This window comes from Kribbella sp. NPDC043289, assembly GCF_056436705.1.
Genome location: NZ_JBWKCB010000002.1, coordinates 426547 through 450748 on the forward strand (window position 1 = coordinate 426547; position 24202 = coordinate 450748).

At 69.3% G+C, this 24202-nt stretch carries 24 protein-coding genes and 1 riboswitch; of the genes, 8 read left to right on the forward strand and 16 right to left on the reverse strand.

All coding sequences use genetic code 11. The annotated features are described in order from the left end of the window. Positions 1-4: 4 nt before the first annotated feature. Positions 5-838, forward strand: coding sequence for a trehalose-phosphatase (otsB, locus tag AC0662_RS13875; protein WP_452198947.1), 834 nt, complete (start codon positions 5-7; stop codon positions 836-838). Here otsB and AC0662_RS13880 read toward each other — a convergent pair. Then, positions 804-1271, reverse strand: a complete 468-nt coding sequence (locus AC0662_RS13880) for a hypothetical protein (protein ID WP_478300746.1) — start codon at positions 1269-1271, stop codon at positions 804-806. The two genes, otsB and AC0662_RS13880, sit on opposite strands and share 35 nt — an antisense overlap. Before the next feature lie 46 nt (positions 1272-1317). Between AC0662_RS13880 and AC0662_RS13885 the strand changes: the two genes are divergently transcribed. The 4 genes from AC0662_RS13885 to AC0662_RS13900 all read left to right on the forward strand — a co-directional run bounded on the left by AC0662_RS13885 (position 1318) and on the right by AC0662_RS13900 (position 5229). Beyond that, a complete protein-coding gene (locus tag AC0662_RS13885; RefSeq protein WP_452198943.1) occupies positions 1318-2265 on the forward strand; it encodes a DNA-3-methyladenine glycosylase family protein in 948 nt (315 codons plus the stop codon). Between the two features lie 188 nt (positions 2266-2453). Beyond that, a riboswitch (SAM riboswitch) is annotated at positions 2454-2595 on the forward strand. A 13-nt stretch (positions 2596-2608) separates the two neighbouring features. Then, positions 2609-3874: a threonine synthase gene (thrC, locus tag AC0662_RS13890; protein ID WP_452198941.1), complete on the forward strand. Its 1266-nt coding sequence runs from the start codon at positions 2609-2611 to the stop codon at positions 3872-3874. Then, positions 3871-4146, forward strand: a complete 276-nt coding sequence (locus tag AC0662_RS13895; protein ID WP_452198939.1) for a ubiquitin-like small modifier protein 1 — start codon at positions 3871-3873, stop codon at positions 4144-4146. The genes thrC and AC0662_RS13895 overlap by 4 nt, the downstream gene beginning before the upstream one ends. A 66-nt stretch (positions 4147-4212) precedes the next feature. Continuing rightward, positions 4213-5229, forward strand: a complete 1017-nt coding sequence (locus AC0662_RS13900; RefSeq protein ID WP_478300748.1) for a zinc-dependent alcohol dehydrogenase family protein — start codon at positions 4213-4215, stop codon at positions 5227-5229. Here AC0662_RS13900 and AC0662_RS13905 read toward each other — a convergent pair. The 4 genes from AC0662_RS13905 to AC0662_RS13920 all read right to left on the reverse strand — a co-directional run bounded on the left by AC0662_RS13905 (position 5219) and on the right by AC0662_RS13920 (position 9301). Then, the gene (locus AC0662_RS13905; protein ID WP_478300750.1) at positions 5219-5668 is read right to left on the reverse strand and encodes a flavodoxin family protein; all 450 of its coding nucleotides are present in this window, start codon (positions 5666-5668) and stop codon (positions 5219-5221) included. The genes AC0662_RS13900 and AC0662_RS13905 overlap by 11 nt on opposite strands. 67 nt (positions 5669-5735) lie before the next feature. Continuing rightward, complete coding sequence (locus AC0662_RS13910; protein ID WP_478300752.1) at positions 5736-6959, reverse strand: hypothetical protein; 1224 nt, start codon at positions 6957-6959, stop codon at positions 5736-5738. A gap of 239 nt (positions 6960-7198) precedes the next feature. Next, positions 7199-8158, reverse strand: a complete 960-nt coding sequence (locus tag AC0662_RS13915; protein WP_478300754.1) for a dihydrodipicolinate synthase family protein — start codon at positions 8156-8158, stop codon at positions 7199-7201. 9 nt (positions 8159-8167) lie between these two features. Continuing rightward, complete coding sequence (locus tag AC0662_RS13920; protein WP_478300756.1) at positions 8168-9301, reverse strand: mandelate racemase/muconate lactonizing enzyme family protein; 1134 nt, start codon at positions 9299-9301, stop codon at positions 8168-8170. A gap of 96 nt (positions 9302-9397) precedes the next feature. Here AC0662_RS13920 and AC0662_RS13925 point away from each other — a divergent pair, with 96 nt between their 5' ends. From AC0662_RS13925 to AC0662_RS13935, 3 genes are all read left to right on the forward strand, one after another. Beyond that, on the forward strand, positions 9398-10372 hold the full coding sequence (locus tag AC0662_RS13925; RefSeq protein ID WP_478300758.1) for an LLM class flavin-dependent oxidoreductase: 975 nt from the start codon (positions 9398-9400) through the stop codon (positions 10370-10372). Positions 10373-10468: 96 nt separating this feature from the next. Next, on the forward strand, positions 10469-11551 hold the full coding sequence (locus AC0662_RS13930; protein WP_478300760.1) for a hypothetical protein: 1083 nt from the start codon (positions 10469-10471) through the stop codon (positions 11549-11551). A gap of 23 nt (positions 11552-11574) precedes the next feature. Then, a complete protein-coding gene (locus tag AC0662_RS13935) occupies positions 11575-12039 on the forward strand; it encodes a DUF7144 family membrane protein (protein WP_452198924.1) in 465 nt (154 codons plus the stop codon). 35 nt (positions 12040-12074) lie between these two features. Here AC0662_RS13935 and AC0662_RS13940 read toward each other — a convergent pair whose 3' ends face one another. The 11 genes from AC0662_RS13940 to AC0662_RS13990 all read right to left on the reverse strand — a co-directional run bounded on the left by AC0662_RS13940 (position 12075) and on the right by AC0662_RS13990 (position 24045). Continuing rightward, entirely contained in the window at positions 12075-13715 is a 1641-nt protein-coding gene (locus tag AC0662_RS13940) for an MFS transporter (protein WP_452198922.1), read from the reverse strand. Positions 13716-13819: 104 nt separating this feature from the next. Further along, entirely contained in the window at positions 13820-14692 is an 873-nt protein-coding gene (locus tag AC0662_RS13945) for a carbohydrate ABC transporter permease (RefSeq protein WP_452198921.1), read from the reverse strand. After that, positions 14692-15507, reverse strand: a complete 816-nt coding sequence (locus AC0662_RS13950) for a carbohydrate ABC transporter permease (protein WP_452199250.1) — start codon at positions 15505-15507, stop codon at positions 14692-14694. The genes AC0662_RS13945 and AC0662_RS13950 overlap by 1 nt, the downstream gene beginning before the upstream one ends. 161 nt (positions 15508-15668) lie before the next feature. Beyond that, the gene (locus AC0662_RS13955) at positions 15669-16934 is read right to left on the reverse strand and encodes an extracellular solute-binding protein (protein ID WP_478300763.1); all 1266 of its coding nucleotides are present in this window, start codon (positions 16932-16934) and stop codon (positions 15669-15671) included. Between the two features lie 90 nt (positions 16935-17024). Continuing rightward, entirely contained in the window at positions 17025-19043 is a 2019-nt protein-coding gene (locus tag AC0662_RS13960; protein ID WP_452204680.1) for a ligand-binding sensor domain-containing protein, read from the reverse strand. Between the two features lie 139 nt (positions 19044-19182). Beyond that, positions 19183-19746 carry a hypothetical protein gene (locus tag AC0662_RS13965; RefSeq protein ID WP_452204679.1) on the reverse strand — a complete coding sequence of 188 codons (564 nt, stop codon included), beginning with the start codon at positions 19744-19746 and terminating at the stop codon, positions 19183-19185. After that, complete coding sequence (locus AC0662_RS13970; protein WP_452204678.1) at positions 19743-20894, reverse strand: L-histidine N(alpha)-methyltransferase; 1152 nt, start codon at positions 20892-20894, stop codon at positions 19743-19745. Before AC0662_RS13970 ends, AC0662_RS13965 begins: the two co-directional genes overlap by 4 nt. A gap of 57 nt (positions 20895-20951) precedes the next feature. Then, entirely contained in the window at positions 20952-21158 is a 207-nt protein-coding gene (locus AC0662_RS13975; protein ID WP_478300766.1) for a cold shock domain-containing protein, read from the reverse strand. A gap of 27 nt (positions 21159-21185) precedes the next feature. Beyond that, positions 21186-22337: a Cmx/CmrA family chloramphenicol efflux MFS transporter gene (locus AC0662_RS13980; protein WP_452204676.1), complete on the reverse strand. Its 1152-nt coding sequence runs from the start codon at positions 22335-22337 to the stop codon at positions 21186-21188. A 137-nt stretch (positions 22338-22474) separates the two neighbouring features. Next, positions 22475-22666, reverse strand: coding sequence for a hypothetical protein (locus tag AC0662_RS13985; RefSeq protein WP_452204675.1), 192 nt, complete (start codon positions 22664-22666; stop codon positions 22475-22477). Then, entirely contained in the window at positions 22663-24045 is a 1383-nt protein-coding gene (locus AC0662_RS13990) for a PspC domain-containing protein (protein ID WP_452204674.1), read from the reverse strand. The genes AC0662_RS13985 and AC0662_RS13990 overlap by 4 nt, the downstream gene beginning before the upstream one ends. Between the last annotated feature and the right edge of the window lie 157 nt (positions 24046-24202).

Genomic DNA, 24202 nt, shown 5'->3' on the forward strand with positions numbered 1-24202 from the left:
CCGGATGAACGTTCCGGTCATCCAGACCGACGCCGGACACGAGGGCTGGGAAGCCATCGTGACCGATCCGGCGACCGCGGTGATCTCGTCGGACTTCGACGGCGTGCTCTCGCCGCTGGTCGAGGACCCGGCCCGGTCCCGGCCCGTCGAGGGTGCACTGGATGCCCTGGCCCGGCTGGCCCGCTCGGTCGACCAGGTGGCGATCGTGACCGGTCGCCCGGCGCTGGTGGTGACGGAGCTCTCCGGCGTGACCGCTCACCCCGGTCTGGGCCGGCTCGTCGTGCTCGGCCACTACGGACTCGAGCGATGGGAAGCGGCGACCGGCAAAGTGACGAGCGACGCGGTGCCGGCGGGCGTAGCGACCGCTCGTGACCGGCTCCCGGGGCTGCTGAGCGAGGTCGGCGTACCGGATGCGTTCGTGGAGGACAAGGAAAGCTCCCTGGCCGTGCACACGCGTCGGCTGGACGATCCGGCTGGGGCGCTGGAGCTGCTCAGGGGTCCGCTGACCGCGCTGGCCGCGGAGACCGAGCTGCGGCTGGAGCCGGGCAACCTGGTCCTCGAGCTGCGCCCGCCGGGGATCGACAAGGGCGTCGCACTCCGCCGCCTGATCGAGTCGACCGGCGCCCGGTCGATCCTGTACGCCGGTGACGACCTCGGCGATCTCGCCGCGTTCCGGGCGATCCAGGAGCAGCGGGCGGCTGGGCTGCGCGCCGTACTGCTCGCGACCCGGTCGTCGAACGCGACCGAGCTGATCGAGGCCGCGGACATCGTGGTCGACGACCCGAGCGGCGTCGTGACGGTTCTCACGGCCCTTTCGGACGCGATCTCAGCTCGCTGAACGCCTGCGTCACGGTCTTGCCGAGCGGCTGGACCGGATGCTCGACGTACCCGCCGTCCTTGAGGCCGGCGAGCCGCTCGAACGGGTTCCGGGACGCCGGGTCGCCGGTGAGCAGGAACGAGATCACCACGCCGACGACGTACAGCGGGAGCATCGGGAGACCGAGCAGGCAGAAGTACTGCCAGGAGTGCCGTTCCTCGTGCCGGACGAGTGCCGGGTCGTCGAAGTACGAGCGGTCGTGCTTGCTCAGGATCACGTTCCCGATCGTGAACGCGCCGGCGACCGGGAAGCCGAGCCGGTACCCGTTCGCGAAGTACAGCCCCCGCGGCCCGCGGCTGAACGTCGCCCGCCCGAGCTTCCCGACGAAGGCGCCGGCGAGGGTGGACAGGTTGACGAAGTTGCCGATCAGCTTCACCCACTGCCAGCCACTCATGGCACTCAGTATGGGTTCTGTCGGTGGGGTGGGTAAGACTTGGCGGGTGAGTTCGGTGGTGCGGGTCTGGCGGCCTGGGCGCGTGGTGGATCCGCATTCGGTGATCGGCGGGTTGCGGAAGGGCCCTGGCGACCCGGCATACGTGTTCGACGCGGGCCGGCGGACCGTGTGGCGGGCGACCCGGACACCCGAGGGGCCGGTGCTGTTGCGACTCTCGCCGTACGACGGTGTTGTCGAGGCGGAGGCGTGGGGTCCGGGCGCGGAGTGGGCGCTCGACGGGGTGCCGGAGTTGCTCGGGGAGCTCGACAGTTGGGACGGGTTCGAGCCGCTGCCGGAGCATCAGGTGCTGGTGGATGCGGCGCGGCGGTTCCCGCACGTGCGCGTGCCGCGGTCGCGGGCGGTGTTCGAGGCGATGGCGGCCGCCGGGATCGAGCAGGTGGTGACCGGCAAGGAGGCGTTCCGGGCGTGGCGGCTGCTGCTGCGTGAGTACGGCGAGCCCGCGCCGGGGCCGGGTGGGCCGGAGGGACGGCCGATGATGGTGCCGCCGGCGCCGGAGGAGTGGCGGCTGATCCCGTCGTGGCAGTTCCTGCGGGCCGGGGTCGAGGGGCGGCGGTCGCGGGTGGTGCTGACGGCGGCCTCGCGAGCGCGGGCCTTGGAGCGGACGCTCGAGCTGACCGATTCGGCCGAGATCGAGCGGCGGTTGCGGTCGTTGCCCGGCGTGGGGGTGTGGACCGCGGCCGAGGTCCGGCAGCGGGCGCACGGTGACGCGGACGCGTTCTCGTTCGCGGACTACCACGTCTCCCGGAACGTGTCCTACGCGCTGATCGGCGAGGAGCTGGACGACGACGGCTGCGCCGAGCTCATCGAGCCGTACCGCGGGCACCGCTTCCGCGTCCAGCGCCTCCTCGAACTCACCGGCATCGGCCACCCCCGCTTCGGCCCCCGCAAATCCCTCCCCACCCACACCCCCGGCGCCACCCACCGCCTCCGCTGACCCCGCCGGCTCGAGGTGCGGATCTGCAGGCCATCACAATCGGCGGGCCGGGGGTGTGTTCACGCTCACGGGTGACGGGCGGGCGGGATTGTGATGGCCTGGGGATCCGGGCCGTGGGGCTGAGATCGTGCGTCTCGGATCGTGGGACCGGGCGACACAATTTGGACCCAATTGGGTAATCTCGGGGGAGCTCATCCAGAGGGACTGAGGGAAACGGCCCGTTGACGTCCCGGCAACCCTCCCCGTGGAGCCCCCGTCCGGGGCGTATCCGCGAGGGACCGGTGCCAAATCCGTCCCGCGCCGAGATCCGGCGTCCGGGGAAGATGAGGAGGGAACCTCACTCATGAGCCTGACCGCCGCCGGTACCCACACCATCCGTGAAGGTGCCTTTGGCAACGGTACGCACCTGAGCTGTCGCGCCTGTGGCGCGAAGTCGCCGCTCGGTCCGTTCTACGCCTGTATGGAGTGCTTCGGCCCGCTGGAAGTCGGATACGAGTACCCGACCATCACCCGCGAGCAGATCGAGGCCGGCCCGAAGAACATCTGGCGCTACCAGCCGCTGCTCCCCGTCCCCGTCGACGTGGCGAGCTACCCGAACACCGAGCCCGGCTACACCCGGCTCATCGACGCCAAGAACCTGGCCCGCGAACTGGGCCTGAAGAAGCTCTGGGTGAAGGACGACTCCGGCAACCCGACGCACTCGTTCAAGGACCGAGTGGTCGCGAGCGCGTTGAGCGCCACCCGCGAGCTGGGCATGAAGGTCTTCGCCTGCCCCTCCACCGGCAACCTGGCGAACGCGGTGGCCGCGGCCGCCGCCCGGGCCGGGATCCGCTCGGTCGTCTTCATCCCGAAGGACCTGGAGCGCCCGAAGATCATCACCACCGCCGTGTACGGCGGGACGCTGGTCGCCGTCGACGGCAACTACGACGACGTGAACAAGCTGGCCTCCGAGATCGCCGGTGAGGAGGAGGGCTGGGCGTTCGTGAACGTCAACGTCCGCCCGTACTACTCCGAGGGCTCGAAGACGCTGGCCTTCGAGATCGCCGAGCAGCTCGGCTGGCGGATCCCGCAGCAGGTCGTTATCCCGGTCGCCTCCGGTTCACAGCTGACCAAGATCGACAAGGGTTTCACCGAGCTCGGCAAGCTCGGGCTGGTCGACGCCACCGACTACAAGATCTACGGCGCTCAGGCCACCGGCTGCTCGCCGGTCGCGCAGGCGTTCCGGGACGGCCACGACGTGGTCAAGCCGGTGAAGCCGGACACGATCGCGAAGTCGCTGGCGATCGGCAACCCGGCCGACGGGCCGTACGTGCTGGACGTGGCCCGCCGGACCGGTGGCGCGATCGAGGACGTCAGCGACGAAGAGGTCGTCGAGGGCATCCAGTTGCTGGCCCGCACCGAGGGCGTCTTCGCCGAGACCGCGGGCGGCGTGACGGTCGCGACGCTGAAGAAGCTGATCGCCACCGGCCAGCTCGACCCCGAGGCCGAGACCGTGATCATCAACTCCGGCGACGGGCTGAAGACGCTCGACGCCGTGGCCGACCGGGTCGGCCCCAAGGTGACCATCCCCGCGTCGTACGACGCCTTCGTGAAGGCAGGACTGCAGTGAGTGTGAGCGTTCGGGTCCCGACCATCCTGCGGCCCTACACCCAGGGCGTGTCCGAGGTGTCCGCCGAGGGCGCGACGCTGACCGAGGTGCTCGACTCGCTGGACGCGTCGTACCCCGGGATCAAGGGGCGCGTGCTGGACGACTCGGGCGAGCTGCGCCGGTTCGTGAACGTGTACGTCGACGACGACGACGTCCGCTTCGCCGAGGGTCTGCAGACCGCGATCAAGGACGGCGGCCAGGTCTCGATCATCCCCGCGGTCGCCGGCGGCTGATCTTCCGCGCGGTTCTGGGCGTGGACCGCCCGGAACCGCCGCGCGCCGGCTGATTAAGCTGCGGGGATGCGCGCTGTCGTCATCGAGGAGTACGGCGTCCTGCCCGAGGTCCGTGAGGTTCCGGAGCCCGAGGTCGCCGCAGGTTCGGTGGTTCTGAAGGTTGAGGCCACCGGGTTGTGCCGCAGTGACTGGCACGGGTGGATGGGGCATGACTCCGACATCGTCCTCCCGCACGTCCCCGGGCACGAGCTCGCCGGCACCATTGCCGCGGTCGGTCCCGGGGTCTCCGGGTGGGAGATCGGCGACCGCGTCACCACGCCGTTCATCTGCGCGTGCGGCGAGTGCGAGCAGTGCCGCGCTGGCGACCAGCAGGTCTGCCCCAACCAGCTGCAGCCCGGCTTCAACTACTGGGGTTCCTTCGCCGAGTACGTCGCGGTGCCGTACGCCGAGGTCAACCTGGTGCGACTGCCCGACGACATGGACTTCGGTACCGCGGCGGGCCTTGGGTGCCGCTTCGCCACGTCGTTCCGCGCCGTCCACCAGGTCGGTCAGGTGGCGCCTGGTGAACGCGTCGCCGTCTTCGGCTGCGGTGGCGTGGGTCTGTCCGCCGTGATGATCGCCGCCGCGCTGGGTGCTGAAGTCGTGGCGATCGACACCAACGCGCAGGCGCTGCAGATGGCTCGCGAGTACGGCGCCGCTCGCACGCTGCTGGCATCGGCCGACACCGTCGGCCAGCTCAAAGCTCTGGGCGGAGCGCACGTCACCATCGACGCGCTCGGCTCCGGCGACATCGTCCAGCAGGCCCTGCAGTCGTTGCGCCCTCGCGGCCGCCATGTCCAGGTCGGCCTCCTCCCGTCCGCCGTCACGCTGGACGTCGGGCGGCTCATCGGTCAGGAGCTCTCCTGGCTGGGCAGCCACGGCATGCCGGCCCACGCGTACCCCGAGATGCTGGATCTGGTTGCCACCGGCAACCTGAATCCCACCCAACTCGTCACCCGCAGCATCACCCTGGACGAAACTCCGGCCGCCCTCGCCGCCCTCACGAACGGCACCCCGGCCGGCGTCACCGTCATCATCCCGTAACGAGCCGCTCCGCGAACGCCCGCGCCGCGGTCAGATCCGCGGCGTTCGGCCGACGTTTGTTGAGCCCACCAACGAGTTTGAGCGGCGCCCACGTGTCGTACGCGCGGCACGTGAACGTCGCATCGACGGCGTACCCCTTGGTGTCGAGGAGCTGGACCAGGGGGCGGGTGAAGCGCAGTACTTCGGGGAATCCGCTGGTGGCGAAGACGAACGCGCGCCCTGTGGCGGCCGGGAGGGTCTTGACGAAGTCGGTCAGGGCCGGGTGCAGCTTCTGGTAGAAGACGCCCGATCCGAACCCGACGAGATCGGCCGCGGCCAGCTCCGCCGGGTCGACCTGTTCAGGCGAGACGACCTTCGCATCCAGTGCGTCGGCCATGCTGTCGGCGACCCGCCGGGTATTGCCGTGCGACACGGAGACACACACGATGACAACCTGCATCCTCGGGATCCTTTCGTTCGCTGATACAGCGAAGATCCCGCAGCGGTGCGAAACGTGACGACTGCGACTACAGGCGGATCAGGTAGACGGTCGGCGGGCGGCCGGTGCGGCCGTGTTGTTGGGTGCCGGTGGGGGCGGCGAGGCCGGCTCGTTCCAGGCGTTTCAGCACGCGGCGCGCGGTGCGGAGCTGTACGGCGAGATGGTCGGCGACGTCCTGCGTGGTGAGACCGTCGGGGAGTGCGGCGGTGAGTTCGCGCATCCGCGCGAGGGTCTGCGTATTGAGGCCGACCCGGCGGGCCAGCAGCGGCAGGCTCTCGGTGCCGCGGGCGGTGGACGGCTGGTCGCCGGAGGGCTCGATGACGATCTCGACGTCGTCGGACATCGACACCACGCCAGCGACGGACCCGATCGAGGCGGCCCGGCCGACGGCACGCCGGGCCAGCGCCTCGGCCTCTGCCGCGGTACGGCCGACGCCGAACCCGACGTACGCCGTGCTGTGTCGCGCCGCGAGGTGGTCGAGCAGCGGCATCCGGGCGAACTGTTCGGTGGCCTGTTCCAGCAGTCCGCGGGTGGTGACGACGAGATGACGGCCGTCGGGGAGCGCGGCGAGGCTGCCGCCGAGCGTGATCAGGTCGGCGGCGAGCGCGTCGTCCGGTTCTTGGAGATCGATGACGCCGAGCGCGACCTGCGCGTCGCCGACGTGCTGGCCGGTCGTCGTCAGGATCAACGCCTGGAGCGTGGAGCGGATCGAGTACCGCGACGGCGCCAGCCGGACCGACGGCATCTCGTTCTCGATCAGGTGGAAGGCCGATCCGAGGCAGCTGATCGCGACCTTGGTGTCGTGCTTCTCGCGGGCGTCGCGGTGGAAGCCGACGATGTCGTCCGACGTCAGGCCGGGCCGGTACGGCAGCACGTGGATCTGGTCCGTCGGCAGCTTCGCCTCGATCAGGGTCTCGAGGACTTCGGAACGCCGCAGCGTGTCGATCGAGAACCGGGTGACGTTGTGCCCGAGCCGGAGCAGCTCGACCAGCGCGCGGAGCAGCGTCGCCCCGTCGTACGAGACGTACATCGCCGGCCGGTCGATCACGCCGGCCGCGGTGGCGATCGTGTACGGGACGACGCCGGTGAACAGGAACGCGTCGACTTCCCGGTGCGCCTGCTCGACGAGCCCGACCGCTTCGGTCTCGTGCCGGTACGGGAGCGGGACGAGCGTGGTCCCGCTCGGGGCGCCGACCGCGGTGACGCGCTGCACCAGGTCCTCGGGACCGACCACACCGACCGCGAGCGCCATCAGTCCACCGCGCTTCGGGGGTGTCTCCCAGCAGCCGAGCAGATCCTCACGTGGTCCTCCGACAACTTCTGGTCTGGCCCTCAACTCGCAGAATAGCGCAGGGATCTCCGAGATCTTGACGTTCCGGTCACGCTCTCCTAGTTTCGGTCAAGACCACAATTGCCGTCAGCCCCGAGGCGGTTCGCGACGGCGCTGGTGTGGTGGAGCGATGGAGGGAGCGCGCCACCGCACAGCCCGTGCTACCCAGGGTGCGCCGCCAGCTCTTCGAGACAGGCGACCACCAGATCCCGCTCGCCCGGCGGCAGCTGCGGGCCGTACGGGTCGTACGCGGCCGCGGCCGGCACCAGCCCTTCCCACTCGGCCGCCCAGAGCATCCGTTGCACGTAGCCCTCGATCGGCGCGTAGAACGTGGCCGCGGCGAACCGGTCCAGCCGGTCGGACGCGGTCAAGAACCCCGTGTGGTCGCCGGCGTTCCAAGTTCGCAGTACGGCGGCCGACAGCTCCACCTGCGCCGACGCGATGCCGACGAGGGCGGTGTCCGCGCCCCACATGAACGACGGCCCGTACATCCGGTCCTCGCCGGTGATCAGCAGCTTCCCGCTGCCTCGCCCGGCCCAGATCGCGTCCTGACATCCGATCGCCCGGTCCAGCGTCGCCGTCTTCACGCCGAGCATGGCCGGCAGCGCGAGCAACTCCCGGATCAACGACGGTGAGTACGGATAGCCGCCCGCCTCGCCGTGCAGGTAGAACCCGACCAGCGGCAGCCCGCTCTCGGCCGCGACGCGCTCGTGCAACGCCACCGCCTGCGCGTCCCCGTCCGGCAGCTCACCAAGCGCCGCCAGCGGGTAGACCATGACGGCGTCGGCGCCACCCGCTGCAGCCGCCCGCGCCATCTCCACCGTCGCGTCCGCCGCCTCCTGCAGCGTCTGTGCCGACACGGACTTCGGTACGCCGACACCCGCGACGATCGGCAGGTCGGTGGCCTGCCGCCACGTCTCGAGCACCTTCGAGCGGTCGCCCGCGGACAGGTACAGCCCGCGTCCGGTGTGGGCCCAGACCGCGACTCCGCCGATCGACTGCTTCGCCAGCGTCACGGCGTACGCGGACAGCGCGTCCCACTCGACGACGCCGTCGGAGTCCATCGGGGTGACGACCGCGGGGAGCAGTGAGCCGCGGAGTCGTTCAACGAGTGGATGCATCATGACCCCTCACACCTCGTGCCCGAGACCGGGCGACTTCGGTACGTCGATCCAGCCGTCGCAGTCCGCGAACACAGTCGGGGCCAGCGGGTCCTCGTCGACCATCAGCGGCCCCACCAGGTCCGCCGCGACGGTCGCCCCCGGAACCGCGGCGGCCAGGTGTACGGCGGCCAGCGTGGCGACGCCCAACTCCGGCATCGAGCCTACCTTCACCGCCAGTCCCGCGGCCTCGGCCACATTGGCGATCTGCAGCGCCCGGTGCAGCCCGCCGACCTTGAGGATCTTGATGTTCAGTACGTCGGCCGCGCCGCGCCGCGCGATCTCCAGCGCGTCGTGCAGCGAGTGCATGCTCTCGTCGACCATCAGCCGGACGTCGAGGCGCTCGCGCAACCGGACGAGCCCGGCGAGGTCCCAGCGGGGGAGCGGCTGCTCGAGCAGGGTCAGACCGGCCGTGGTCATCTTCGCGAGGTACGGGAGGGCCGTCGTCGCGTCGTACCCCTCGTTGGCGTCCAGGCAGAGCTCGGCGTCGGCGGGGATCGCGGCGCGGACGGCCCGGATCAGTTCCAGGTCCTTCGCCGGGTCGTGGCCGCCCTTGACCTTGAGGTGCCGGAACCCACGATCGGCGTACTCCGCGGCCTCGGCGGCCATCTCGTCGAGCGTGCCGAGGCCGACCACCCAGGTGGTCTGGACGCGGTCGCGGACCGAGCCGCCGAGGAGCGCGTGCACCGGCCAGCCGCTGAGCTTGCCGGCCAGGTCGTAGAGGGCGATGTCGAGGCCGGACTTGGCGACCTGCTGGCCGCGCAGCACGCCGTCCATCACCACGTGAGCGCCGGTGCGGTCGAGTGGATCGCGGCCGATCAGCGCCGGCGCGAGGTGCTCCTCGATCGCGGCCGTGACACCGGCCAGCGTCTCACCGGTGTACGCCGTCATCGGGGACGTCTCGCCGATCCCGATCGCACCGTCGGCGGTGTGCACCTCGACGACCAGGCTGACGAGCTCGGTGCTCACGCCGCTGCTGATCTGGAACGGGCGCCGGTACGCCGCGCTGACCACCCGGGTCTTGATCGCACTGATCGGGCTGATCGGGTCGCTGACCGGTGCCGCCCCGCCCGGCAACCCTGCCGGTTCTGCTGCAAGACTCATTTCCGGCTCCCAAGGGTCGCAATCTGAGCGGATAGCATTTACGGTCAAGACCGTAAATACCCCGAGCGCTCTCTGTCAACGGAAGGTGGCACCCCGATGCGGCTGGGTCTGTATCTGAACCTCTACGGCACCCCCGACGAGCGGCCGCGGCTTGCGGACGCGGTCGAGCAGGCGCGGCTCGCCGAACAGGCCGGATTCGAGTGGGTGGTGCTCGGCGAGCGGCACCTGCACCGGCCCGGGTACCACGAGATCCTCACCTCGCTGACCTGGCTGGCCGCGCACACCGAGCGGATCGGCCTCGCCACCGCCGGGATCGTCGCGCCGCTGTACCACCCGGTCGTCCTCGCCGAGACGCTCGCGCACCTCGACGTGCTGTCGGGTGGCCGGGTCACCGCGGGGTTCGTGCTCGGCTACCGCCCCGAGGAGTTCGCGCTGTACGGCGTGACGCAGCCCGAGCGGGTCGCGCGGTTCGAGGAATGCCTGGAGATCGTCACCCGGTTGTGGACCGAGGACGAGGTCAGCTACGACGGCAAGTTCACCAGCATCAGCGAGGCGTACCTGTCGCCGCGCCCGCTGCAGAACCCGCGCCCACGGCTGTGGAACGGCGGCCGCGTGTCCGCCGTCCTGGAACGGACCGCCCGGATGTGCGACGGCTGGACCACGTCCTTCAACGAGCTGGACTCCGACCTGCCCGGCAAGATCGCCGAGTACCTGTCCTACCCGCGCGGCGAGGGCACCCTCGGCGCGGAGGTGATCCTCTGCCGCGAGGGATTCTGCGGGGCCACCTCGCAGGACGCCCGGCAGGCGCTCGAGGAGCCGCTGCGCGACCTGTACGACGCCTACACGGGCTGGAAACGGACCTCCACGGACGCGAGCCGCTACACCCAGGGCTGGGACGAGATCGCCGACCGCAGCGTGATCGGTTCGCCGGCCGAGTGCGCCGAGCGGCTGGCGCACTACGAGGAGATGGGGGCCGACGGCATCATCCTGCGGATCCAGCCGCCGGGCATGCCGCAGAGCGACGTACTGCGCTCGATCGAGGCGTTCGGAAATCTCATCGGGTCAAGATGACGCATTACGGAGGGTGTACGTCGTAACCTCTTGGTGACGGATGTTGTCGCGCCAGCGCGGCGTGCACACGGCTGACCGTCGGCTGGAGGCGTGCGGATGGCCGAGGTTGTCTTCTGGACTGTCGTCTTCCTGCGGTTCGCCGTGCCGCTGCTGATCCCGCGCTGGCCGCTGCCGGCCATCCTGGCCTCGCTGGTGCTGGACGCCGCTGATCAGTCGATCTTCCAGTTCTTCGGGTACGACCCGCCGTTCTACCAGAGCTACGACAAGGCGATGGACGTGTTCTACCTGTCCGTCGCCTACCTGGCGAGCCTGCGGAACTGGTCGAACCTGCACGCGGTCAAGGTCAGCCGGTTCCTGTTCTTCTACCGCCAGATCGGCGTCCTGCTCTTCGAGCTCACCGGCGTCCGGGCGCTGCTGCTGATCTTCCCGAACACCTTCGAGTACTTCTTCATCGGCTACGAAGGGATCCGCGCCCGTCGGAACCCGCTGCGCTACGGCCTGAAGTTCTGGGTCCTGGTGGCCGGCGGGATCTGGATCTTCATCAAGCTGCCGCAGGAGTACTGGATCCACGTCGCCGAGCTGGATTTCACCGACACCGTCCGTGACGTGCCGTGGTTCGGACCCACCGTGGTGATCGGGCTGCTCGCCCTCGCCGCCGTGCTGTGGTTCGTGGTCCGGCCGCGGCTGCGCCCGCCGGACTGGCCGCTGCGGCTGGAAGCCGATCCGCTGCCGACCGAGATCGACGAGGCGAAGGAGCGGGCCGCGTTCCGCGCCGCGCACGGCAAGGTCTTCGGCTGGGGAGCCGTCGAGAAGATCTTCCTGATCGGGATCATCAGCGTGATCTACGGGCGGGTGCTGCCGGGCGTCGAGGTCAGCGACTTCCAGCTCTTCCTCGGAATCGCGTTCTTCGTCGTGATCAACTCCGCGATCGGTCTCTGGGCCGCCCGGCGCGGCTACGGGTGGGACTCGGCCGCGATCTCGTTCGCCGTGGTCTTCGGGCTGAACGTGGTGATCGTCCTCCTCGAGGACCTGCTGCTCACCCAGCGGGGTAACGGCCTGTCGCTGCGCGACACGCTCTTCTTCGTCTTCCTGTTCAGCATCCTGACCACGCTCTACGACCGGTACCACCCGGTCAACGAGTACCGCACCGCCGCCGCGAAGAACGAGGTCACGCCCTAGATCGGACGAAGCGAGGAGGCACGATGTCAGACGCCCACATTCCCGGGTCGCACCGGCGCCCGGGCGAGGTCGAGGTCCCGCAGTGGCCGAGCCGCTGGGTCGGCTGGATCCTCTTCGCCGGCGTGATGATGATCGTGCTCGGGATCCTGCACGCGTTCCAGGGGTTCATCGCGATCTTCCACGACGACTACTTCCTGGTCCGCACCGCCAAGCTGGCGATCGAGCTCAACTACGACTCCTGGGGGCTGATCCACCTGGTCCTCGGACTCGTCGTCGTGGTGTCCGGGATCGCGCTGCTCAACGGCAAGTTGTGGGGCCGGGTGGTCGGCGTCGTCCTGGCGGTGCTCAGCATCGTGGTGAACGCGGCGTTCCTCGCGGCGTACCCGATCTGGTCGACGATCCTGATCGCCGTCGACATCCTGGTGATCTGGGCCCTCACCGTGCACGGCGACGAGATGCGAAAGATGCTCGAGGCCCGCGACCGCTAGCGACTCAGGACACTAGTGGTCCCGTTAGCGGGACACTAGGTCTTCGGATCGGCCTGAGCGGCGGTGGTGGTGGGCTGCCGGGTCGGGAGATTGCTCGAGAGGAACAGTGACAACAGCGAGATCAGCGCGAGGGCGGCCAGCGACGCGCGCAGGCCGTCCAGCCGGGCTTGCTCGTTCTCGTCGGTGATCGCGTCGGCGGTCTTCTGATCCACACCGGCTTTGGACAGCGCCTGGCTGAGCTGATCGTTGGAGACGAACGGTACGCCGCCGGCGAGCTCGACCTCCGCCTGCGACGACACGCTCGCGGGTACGTCCGGATTGTCCTTGATCCCGGTCAGGAACGAACTGGTCAGCGAGGAGATCAGGACCGCCCCGGCCAGGGCGGTCCCGATCGAGGCACCGAGGAACATGATCGAGTTCTGCAGCCCGCCGACCTCGCCGCTCTCCTCGGTGCGGACCGCGCCGACGGTGACGGCGCCGAGCTGGGACGCCAGCGCTCCGATACCGAGCCCGGCCAGCAGGAGCGGCACCGTGACGACGTCCGCCCCGACTCCGATGTCGAGACCCGCCGTCAGCAGCACGAGCCCGAGGAACAACAGGCCGAAACCGATCCTGACCACCCGCCGCGGGGACGCCTGGGGACGGAATCTCGGGATGCCGATCGCGGCCACCAACAACGCGAGCGACAGGGGCAACAGCCGCAGCCCGGTGTCGATCGCCGTCAGGCCGAGAGCGATCGACAGGAACAGTGGGACGACGAAGAACAGCCCCGCCTGCAGCAGGTACTGGAAGAAGAACGAGACAAGCCCGGCCCGGAGCCGCACGTTGGCGAGCATCGCCGGGTCGATCAGAACCGCCTGGCCGCGGTTCGTCCGGCGACGCTCCCAGGCCACGAAGCCGACCAGTACGGCGCCGCCGCCGAGGATCAGCCAGATGACCGGCGACAGGCCGATCCAGGACGGGGCACCCGGTTTCGGGTTGACGAAGCCCCAGGAACCCGCGCGCAGCACTCCGAAGACGATCAGCGCGAGTCCGAGCGCGGACAGCGCCGTACCGACCAGGTCGAGCTTCGTGGAGCGATCGGCGGGTACGTCGGAGATCCGGCGGGTCATCGCGAGGATGCCGAGGACGATCAGGACCTCGCCGGCGAACACCCAGCGCCACGAGAGGTACGTCGTGAACAAGCCCCCGATCAGCGGGCCGAGGGCGACGGCGATCGCGGCCGCCGCTGCGACCGCGCCGTACGCCTTTGGCCGCTGGGGCTTGTCGAAGTTGGTCGCCACCAGCGCCACGATGGCCGGCATGATCAGCGCCGCGCCGATCCCTTCGAGTCCCGACCAGCCGATCATCAGCACCGTCAGGTTCGGCGACAGCGAGGTGGTCAGCGAGCCGGCGCCGTAGATCACGCACCCGATCGCGAACGCCCGCTTCCGGCCGAGGATCTGACCGATCTTCCCGCCGGTGATCATCAGCGAGGCCATCACCAGGGTGTAGAGCGTGATGGCGGACTGGATCCCGGTCACGGTCGTGCCCAGATCCTCGGCCACGGTCGCGATCGAGACGTTCATCACCGAGCTGTCCAGCGCCATCAGGAACTGGCCGGACGCGAGCGTGATCAGCACGGTCCGCGAGCCGGCAGCCGTACGGACGCCGGCGGCCGGTACGTCGCTGCTCATCCGCAGGCCCCTCCCCGTCCGGATCTCCGGCCGGACGGGGTCAGTAGAGCGCACTCCGTCAGCACCCGGCATCGTCCGCGCCGGGTGAAGACGGGGGGCGTGGGTCAGGCCTTGAGGCCCGACATCGCGATGCTGTCGGTCAGGTAGCGCTGCAGGAGCCCGAACACCAGCAGGCTCGGTACGACGGTGATCGTCGCGCCGGCCATCACCTGGTTGATCGGCACCGCCTGGGTCTGCAACGTGGCCAGGCCGACGGTGAGCGTCTGCATCTGGCCGGACTGCCCGATCACGAGCGGCCAGAGGAAGTCGTTCCAGTGCCACAGGAACACGAAGATCCCGAGCGTGGCGAGCACCGGCCGGATCAGCGGCAGCACGATCATCGTGAAGATCCGCCACTCGGGGGCCCCGTCGATCTCGGCCGCCTCGAACAACTCGTCCGGCAGCTGCATGATGAACTGCCGCATCAGGAACACCGCCTGGGAGTTCGCCAGCGTCGGCACGATCAGGCCCCAGTAGCTGTCCACCCAGTCCAGCTTCGAGACCAGGATGTACGACGGGATCAGCGTCGCCTGGAACGGCACCATCAGGGTCGCCAGGAACGCCCAGAACATGATCTCGCGGCCGGGGAACTTCTTCTTGGCAAACGCGTACCCGGCCATCGACGCGAACAGCAGCACGCACGCGACCGACACCAGCGAGTAGAGCAGCGAGTTGACCGTCCAGCGCGGGATGTCCGAGCTGGACAGCACCTTCTGGAAGTTCTCCAGCGTGAAGTGGGACGGGTTCAGCGCGCCCGGGAACGTCTGCCCGCTCGGCGGGGCGAACGCGACCAGCACCATCGCGGCGAACGGCACGATCGTCACGATCGCGGTCAGTGTCAGCAGCGTCGGCAGGGTCAGGCGAGCAGCGGTACGCCGGCCCGCGGACGACGTGGTCGCCAGCTCCCGGACCGGTGGCCGATCGAGTACCTCAGTCATCAGTCGTCCCTCCCGACGAGCCGGCGCTGGACCAGCGAGACGACGAGCACGATCAGGAACAGCACCAGACCGATCGCACTGGCGTACCCGAAGTCGAAGTACTTGAAGCCGCTGTCGTACAGGAAGTACACCAGCGAATAGCTGGACCGCACCGGGCCGCCGCCGGTCATCACGTACATCGCGTCGAAGACCTGGAACGCGCCGATGGTCTCGATCACCAGCACGAAGAACAGCACCGGCCGCAGTTGCGGCAACGTCACGTACCGGAACCGCTGCCAGGTGCCCGCGCCGTCGATCATCGCGGCCTCCAGGTACGACTTCGGTACCGCTTGCAATCCGGCGAGCAGGATCAGCATCGAGTAGCCGAAACCCTTCCAGGCCGACGTCACCGCGATCGACGGCAGCACCGTGTTCGACTGGCTGAGGAAGTCGATCGGGCCGATGTTCACCAGCCCGAGGACCGCGTTCAGCAGGCCGTCCTGCGCGTCGTAGATCCACTTCCAGATCACCGCTGCGAGCACGATGCTGGTCACGTACGGCAGGAAGAACACGCCCCGGAAGAAGCCGCGCTTCCACACCACCTGATGCAGCAGTACGGCGGTTCCGAGCGACAGCAGAACTGTCAGCGGTACGAAGATCACCGTGTAGGTGACGGTCACCAGCAGCGCCTCGTGGAACACCTTGTCCGACAACAGCCGGGTGTAGTTGTCGAGCGCAACGAAATCCCACTTGCCGCTGATCCGGTAGTCGGTCAGCGAGAGAAAGAACGCGCCGACCGCAGGCAGGAACCGGAAGAGCAGGAACAGCACCAGCATGGGCAACACGAACAGAAACCCGACCCACGGGCGTTTGCGGGCGCCGCGCCGCCCTGCGGGCGGCGCGGCGCGGGAGAAGAGGCGAAGCCGACCCGGCCGGTGGGCCGAGAGGGCGGCGGGGCCCGCCCGGCCCGCCGCCGTGTCCGGCTGCCGTGCTTCGGTCAACGCTGCCTCGAGAGCAGGTCGTTGGCCTGCTTGGCGGCGTCGTCCAGGGCCTGCTGCGGCTGCTTCTTGCCGGTCAGCACAGCCTGGATCTCGGTGCTCAGCAGCGACATGATCTGCCGCGCCGACGCGTTCGCCTCACCCGGTACGGCGTACTGCAGGGCGTCGTGGAACTTCGCCGCGGTCGGGTCCGTCGACTCGGACTTGGCGTCGCTGCGCGGCGAGTAGAAGCCGGACGCCTTGCTGAGCGCGTCGAGCTGGGCCGGCTGGGTCATGAACGACAGGAACTTCTTCGCCTCGTCGGTGTTCGCGGAGGCCGCGTTCAGAACCAGGCCACCCGGGATGCCGTACCCGACCTGCTTCTCGCCGGTCAGCGGCGTACCGATCTCGACGTTCGCCGCGCCCCAGGTCTTGGCCACCGTGGCGGCGTCGGCCGGCACGCTGGTCATCGCCATCGCGACCTGGCCCTTGCCGAACGGCGAGTCCGCGACCACGTTGCCCGCGGTGAGCGCGGTCTTCGGGATCGCACCCTCGTCCCACAGGCTCTTCAGGAAGGTCAGCGCCTCCAGGCCCGGGGCCTGGTTGAACGTGACGCTCTTGCCGTCGTCGGCGAACACCTTGCCGCCGGCCTGCCAGAGCAGCGGGTAGAAGTTCAGGTTCAGCGTCGCCTCCGGCGAGGCCGAGTAGTCCAGCGTGGAGAACCCGGCGGCCTTGAGCTTCGGTGCCGCGGCCTTGATCTCGTCCCAGGTCTCCGGCGGCTTGGCGATCCCGGCCTTGGTCAGGACCGTCTTGTTGTACATCGTGGTCGTGACGGTGTGATAGATCGGTACGCCGTACACCTTGCCGTCGACGGTCAGGCCCGGGATCGCGGCCGGCAGGAACTTGTCCTTGTCCGGGGCGACCACGTCGTCGACCGGCTCCAGCGAGCCGCTGTTCACGTACTGCGGGATCTGGTCCGGGATCATCAGCAGCACGTCCGGGCCCTTCTTGCCCGAGAACGCGGCCGCGACCTTCTCCTCACGGTTCGCCCACGGCTGCGCCTCGACCTTCAGGTCGATCCCGGAGTTCGCCGCCTCGAAGTCGGTCTCGACCTTCTTCCAGTAGGCGTCGCTGGCCGCCTGGTCGGCGATCACCGGGTACATCCAGAGCGTGACGCTCTTCTTCGAGTCCGACGAGCCCGAGTCGCCACCGCCGCAGGAGCTGAGCGCGGCGGCGAGAACGAGTGCCGTGAGTGGTGCCGCGATGCGGCGGACGGTGGTTTTCATCGCACCCCCTGGGTGTCCGGAAGTCAGGGCCGGAAGTAGGTAAACCGAATAACGGTCAGGGCCGAAAGTAGCCGGGATGAATTTCGGCTGTCAACGGCTGATATCAACTCGGAACAGCTGAGAGCCGCTCGTCATCAGCAGTTGGTGATCTCCCCGGACGCCGAGCCGCCGGTGCGCGTGCTCGACGAACAGCGTCGGAGTGGCCTTGCTCCCCGGCGCGATCCGGAAGATCTTGTTCAGGTCGATGCTCACGTAGACGGCCTCCGAGGTGGCGACGATGTCGCCGCTGGAGGTCGTCGTCCCGAGCGTGAAGGACTTCTTCAACTTGCCGCTGTCCGGGGCGACGGCGAAGACGGTCTTGCCGGCCACACCCCACAGCAGCCCGTCCGGTCCGATCGTGACCGACGAGACGGTGGCCGCGCCGGGCACCGGCACGGATTCCCACAGCTTCTTCTTCTTGGCCACGTCCCACGCGAACACTGTGCCCGCTGTGCGGGTCGGGGGCGTGGTGGTCAGACCACCGGCGATCGACGTTCCGCCGTACACGATGCCGCAGTGGCTGGTGAGGCCGAAGACGGACTCGTCCTGGACCACGTTCCGGTACTTCTCCGCGGTGTTCGTCGTCGGGTCGTAGATCACCAGTGCGCCGCCGAGCCGGTCGCCGTCGGGGACGGTTCCGACCGCGATCTTGCCGTTCACCTCGGTCAGCGCCCGCGCGCGGGTCTGCAACAGGTCGGGTTTCAGGTTCAGCAGCTGCTTCGGGTTGTCCGGCGTACCGGGCGGGCCGGGGGAGTACTCCGGGCTGCTCCAGGGCTGGGTCGGGGCGTACGAGTACAGGCGGGCCTCCGGGTAGGCGCCGACGTAGACGGTGCCGTTCGAGGCCTCCATCAAGGCCTCTACCTGCGAGAACCGGTTGAACTTCGTCTCGCCGGTGGTCGGGTTGACGACCGACACGCCGCCGTTCAGGAAGCCGCCGGCGTAGATGTTGTCCTTGCCCCCGGCCACCGACAGGATCTCGATCGGCTCCCGGCGGACCTTGGTCTGGAAGATCTCCGACTTGCCGGTCTGCGGGTTGTACCGGAACTCCTCGCCGCGCCACAGCGTGCCGACCACGCTGGTCCCGGGGTAGTCGGGCAGGTTCAGGTCGGCGTACCCGATCGAGCGGGCGTTCTGGATCCGGCCGGTGAAGGTCAGGCCGGTGCCGGTCAGCGTCTTGGTCGCCGGGTCGTACTTCTTCAGCTCGCTCGCCTGGATCATGTACAGCGACCCGTCGGCGCCGAGCGGGGAGATGTCCAGACCGTGCTCGTTCGGGATCTCGTCGACCCAGGTCCGGGACGCGATGTCCCAGACGTACATCGGGCCCGGGAACGCCGTGCTGACCCGGGTGTACACGCGGCCGCCGCGGACGTTCAGGTCGTAGACGACCTTGTCCTTCGGGTCGCCCATCGTCGGCGGGGCCGGGATCTCGGTGACCGCGCCCGTGGCGACGTCGATCTCCTGGAAGTATGCGTCCGGCTCGGTGCCGGTGTACAGCTTTCCGTTGGCGTAGTCGATGCTCTTCACGTAGCCCTGGCCGGCCTTGACCGTGCCGTAGTCGCGGACCGCGCCGGTCTGGTGGTCGTACCGGAACACGCGGCCGTGCGGGTACGTGCCGCCGTACACGTTGCCCTGCTCGTCGACGGTGATCCGCAGGATGAACGACTCGGCGGCGAGCGGCCGGCCGAGGTCCTCCGCGGTGGTCGCGCCCGGCTTGAGCCGGTACAGGTGGCCGTTGTTGTAGGTGCCGGCATAGATGGTGCCGTCCGGCGCGGCGGCGACCGCGTAGCTCCCGTCGGCGCCGGTCAGCGCCGTGGACAGCAGGCTGTCGCCGGTCGCCGGGTCGATGGCGTTCAGGTACGCCGGGCTGCCGCTCGACACGTTCCAGATCGCGGTCTTGCCGTTCGGTCCGGGTGCGACGGTGCCTCCGATCAGCAGTACGTCGGACAGCGGCGTACCGAGGGAGGTGACCGTGGCGGTGGGTGGCTCAGGGGTTGCGCGGGCGGGCGTGGAGAGGGTGCTGACGAGGACGGCGGCGAGTGCCACCGCGACGAGCGAGCGGGCTGATCGCATGCGAATGCCTCCGGGGTGCCGTATTTACGGTCCTGTCCGAAAGTGAAGCCCTCGCGGCGTCACGAAGTCAACGGCTCGGGAAAATTTGCCACTACTGACAGCAACTGCCCCGGTTACGGCCCCAGCCGTTAAGGCTGGATCATGTCTGGGGGATCCGGCCGAGCAGCTTCTGCAGCATCTCGCGGGTGGCGGCGAAGTAGCTGTTCTCGCGGTGCAGGGCCCGGTGGAAGCCGGCCAGTTCGGCCGCCGAGATGGTGTTCGAGAACGTGCTGATCTCGGTCAGGTCGAGCCGCCGGTTGAACAGGTGCACGGTGTCCCGCCAGCGGTGCAGCAGCCCGACCAGGTCCGCGTCCTTGTGCAGCCCGAGTACGCCGGACACCAGCGCGAGGTCGACCGCGGACACCACCAGCCGCGGGTACACCTGCCGGCTGGTCGGCGCGTCCGGCGAGAACCGGTCGTCGTTCAGCAGCCGGGTGTTCTCCTGCAGCTCGTCCGCGACGGCCCGCAGTACCTCGGTACGGCGTTCCGCCTCGGCCGTGAGCCGCTCGACGAAGATGCCGGTCAGCCCGGCGACCAGCGTCAGCGAGTTGACCGCCGGCTCCCAGCGGGAGTTCCCCGGCCAGAGGAACCAGATCACGCCGAGTACAAATGCGACCGCGAGCAGGCCGTACGTCACCCAACTGACGACGGTCCGCCGATTCATGTGGACCAGATGTCGTCGGCGAGGCTGTGCGCGGCCTCGCCGGCCGTCTCCGGTGCGAGCAGCAGCAACTCCAGGCCGAACGGGTTCGGCCGGCGGGTGTACCGGAACTGGGACTGGATCGCCTCGACCGGCGTCAGCTTGCACGCCTCGGTGAGCCGCTTCAGCCGCGCGGTGGAGTACTTCCGGGTGGTGTAGAGCCGGATCGTGTCGCCGGTCGACAGCGGCACCTCGGTGTGGTCCGGCAGCTCCATCCGGATCTCGTCGTCGGTGTCGTTCTGCCAGAGGATCTTGACCAGCAGCGCGTCCTCGTCCTCGACCTCGCCGACGAACTTCACCAGCTCGTGGTTGATCTTGAGATCGGTGTTGTACCGCAGGGCGCTGGTGACGAACTCGGCGAACGCCCGCGTCTGGTGGTACTCGTCGGCTGCTGCGTCCGCGGCCTCCTGGTCCAGCCGGGTGGTGCTGGCGACCTCGAGCAACAGCCGGTCCTGCGACCGGAGCACCCGGGTGAGAGTGCGGAGCAGTTCTTCGTCGTTCTCGAAGTTCGCCAGCGTGTTGCCGGTCAGCGTGAACAGGATCGGCTCCTCGCCGACCAGCCGGGCGAGCATCTGGGCCAGCTCGTCCATGTTGTCGGCGATGGAGAAGTCCAGCTGCACCGGCAGCACCTGGGACACCGGGAACCGGGCGCCGCGGACGGGCTCCAGCGTGCCCATCCGCAGCATCTCCGAGCTCATGTCGACCGGGATGTAGTACATGTCCGCGTTGTGCCGGCGCATGTCGCTGAGGATCGTGCGGTCCTTGACGCCGGTGCCGACTCCGAGGCTGACCAGGTGGAAGCCGCCGTTCTCGACATGCGGCCGGAGCGTGCGCCAGTGCCGCAGGAACGACTCCGCACCGGCCTTCATCACCAGGTAGAACGGGTCGTTCGTCGCGTTCGCCCAGGCGATCGTCGGACCGATCCCCCAGTAGGAGAAGCCGGACGTGATCTGCTTGCCGTCGCCGGACGTCGAGAACGGCCCGCGCAGGTCGCCGGTCAGCGTCGCGAGCTTGTCCGTCTGGTCCTCGCCGACCAGCAGCAGTGACCAGGCGAAGTCGTCGTCGTTCAGCGCATGCTCGAGCTTCCGGACCACGGGTACCGGCTCTGCCACGTCTCACCCCTCACACGATGAGACGACAGGTTATCGGTTGCCGGACCAGACCGCTGGTCAGACCGGAGTGACGGCGTCCGCCTCGCGGCCCTTGGGCCCGTCGACGATCTGGAACTCGACCCGCTGGCCGTCCTCGAGGGTCTTGTACCCGTCGGACACGATCTTGCTCCAGTGCACGAACACGTCGTCCACGTCGCCGCCTTCGACGGCCAGAAAGCCGTAGCCCTTGTCGGCGTTGAACCACTTCACGGTGCCGCGCACCATTGAGACTCCTCGACCACGGGACCCGCTTCACCAGGGTCCCTCCGGTACTTCGCAGTCCACAAGACTAACCGAGGCGGCTCCGAGACAGAGCGCCGTACCCACCAGGACCGCGCTTGCCCAGAGTGGTCCGGAGAAGCCGGCGGCCCCGATCGCGAGGCCTCCCAGGAGCGGTCCGGTGGCGGCTCCGACGTTGAGTGCGGCGGTGGCCAGGCCGCCCGTCAGGACGGGGGACGCGGAGCCGGCGTACAGGGCGTAGGAGATCAGTGTGGAGCCGACGGCGAAGGAAAGGGCGCCCTGGACGAAGACCAGGACGACCGTCGGCGCGGCGTGGCCGGCGGTCAGCGCGAAGGCGCACCAGCCGATCAGCAAGATGCCCCCGGCAACGAATGTGAGCCGGTGGTCGCGGCGATCGGCGAAGCGACCGGCGACGGTCACGCCGGCGAACGAACCGAGCCCGAACAGCGCGAGCATCGCCGGTACCCACCCCACCCCGAACCCGGTCACCTCGGTCAGCACCGGCGAGAGGTAGGTGAACGAGCAGAACGTCGCTCCGTTCACGAGCGCCCCGAGCAGCAGCAGTACGGCGAGTCGCGGCCGGATCCCGAACCGCAGTACCCCGGCCGCGCTGGGGACGCCGCGGGACGGGATCGAGCGCAGGATCGCGACGAGCGCCGGGAGCGAGATGATCGCGACCGCCCAGAACGCGGACCGCCAGCCGAACGAGCGGCCGAGGACGGCCCCCGCCGGTACGCCGACGATGCACGCGAGCGTCGTACCGCCGAGGAGGACGGAGGTGGCGCGGCCCTTGGCGTCCGGACGGACGAGGGTGGTGGCGGTGGCGAGTGCGATGGCCAGGAAGCCCGCGTTCGCGAGCGCGGCCAGGATCCGGGTGACCAGCAGCACGGTGAAGCTGCTGGTCAGCGCACCGGCCACATGCGCGGCGAGGAAGACGGTCAGCGTTACCAGCAGCGTCCGGCGGCGCGGCCAGCGGGCGCCGAGGACGGCGATCGCCGGCGCGCCGACGATCATGCCGAGCGCGAACGCCGAGGTCAGCCAGCCGGCGGTGGGAAGGGAAACGCCCAGGTCCTGGGCGATGTCCGGGCCGAGCCCGGCGAGCATGAATTCAGAGGTCGCCTGGGCGAAAACGGCCAGGCCGAGCAGGTACAGCACGAAAGGCATGGAGGCACTCCGCAACCATGAGAGAACGGCGGCAGACGGGATCGCCTGCCGTTGAGTCGTCTCTGGTTACGGTCTGTCCGCCTCCGGGCTGCTCACGGCGTGGAGCTTAGGGAACGGCGTACCCGCCGTCCACCGGATTAGCCGCGGTGTGACGCGGCGAGACCGAGGAGCCCGGCGGTGACCAGCAGGAGGGCGCTGGTGACGCCCAGGTCGTCGGACTGCAGTACGCCGTTCTCGGTCAGCATCCAGATCGTGGCGCCCCCGGCCAGCACGGTCCCGGCCACAACACCGGGAACGTCCGGCTTGGTCTTCCGTCGCTGCTGGCTCATCTGCGCTCCACCTTGATGCTGCCCAGCCTGAGGTCCAGGTCCAGGGTGACCTGCTGCGGGCCGGCCTTGCCGTCCGCGCCGAGGTCGTCGAGGTTCAGCTGAGCATTATGGCCCTCGTGCTGCTGGTTGAGGAAGGCAACGTCTCCCATCTCGGTCGACAGCTGGCCCTTCACGTCGACGTTCGCCGGCACCTTGACGACGACCTCGCCGACGCCGCCGTGGACGTCGACCTTGGCGCCCGGGGCGAAGGTGGCCTTGGTCAGGTCCAAAGTCACCGACCCGGCGTCGAACTGGTAGCTCGTGCCGGTCGCGGTGATCGTCTGCCCGGCCGGCGCGACGTAGTTGGTGTCGGCGAAGTTCCGCGGTACGCCGGGGAACACCGTGCTCGCCACGGCTCCGACGGCGAGCAGGATGCCCAGCGGAAGCAGGGCCAGCGTGCGCCCGACGAAACCGCCGATCAGCATGCCGCCGCCGAGCGTGGCCAGACCGATGACCAGCATGGTCGCGGTCGAGGCCCCCGCCAGCGCCGCGATCCCGATCGCGAGACCGGTCAGCACGACGATGATCGACTTGATACCGCGCATGCCCTTCGCGGGCGGTTCGGCGCGCTTGGTCGTCGCGACCGGACGGGTGGCGCCGGCCGGCTCGTCGACGTACAGGCCCAGGGGGTCGTCCTCGGTCCACACAGGCTGGACCGGTTCGACGGTGCGGTCCTGGGGTCGCTGTGTGGCCGAGGACGACAGGCCCGTCGGAGGAACGGACGGGCCGGTCTGCGGGGGCGTGTACGCCGAGTTCTGCTGGCCGGTGTTCTGCGGGCCTGGGTACTGATGCGAGGTGAACTGCTGGCCGGCGCTCGCCGGGGACGTGGTGTCCTGCGGGCGCTGCGGCTGGTTCTGCTGCGGCTGGTACTGCGAGGGCTGGTTCTGCTGCTGGTTCTGGGACGACTGCTTGCCGGCCTTGCGGTGCTTGGCCAGCAGCCAGATCACCGCCAGCACGATCACCGGACCGGGGACGAAGTGGCCGAACTTGAACGACGACATCGTCGCGATCGCGGCGAAGATGCAGATCCCGATCACCACCGGCCAGAACCACGGGTGGTCGGTCCGGATCCGGTCGCCGAGCACGCCCTGCACCGGTGCGCGGTCACTGCCCTCGTCGGGCATCAGGACCCAGGCGGCGATGTAGAAGATGATGCCCGGACCGCTGAGGATCAGGACGGCCATCACCACGCGGACCAGCACGGGGTCGATGTTCAGCGCGCGACCGATGCCGCCGCAGACACCCGCGACCCAGCGGTCCGACCTGCTGCGCCGCCAGCTCTGGGGGTTCTGCAGGCGGTCGCGGTCGAACCCGGCGGGTCCACTCTGGTTCTGCTCCATGCCATCGATACTCCCGCGCCGGCACCCCGGATCACATCGGGGATGGCCCCTGATGGCCCCCGGAGTGCCCGGAATTCGGGGTTCTCCCCGAGCGCACCCTGAGCGGGCCGGGCGGCGGCTGAGGAGCGGGCCCGGGACAAGCCTGCTGGTGTCGGGC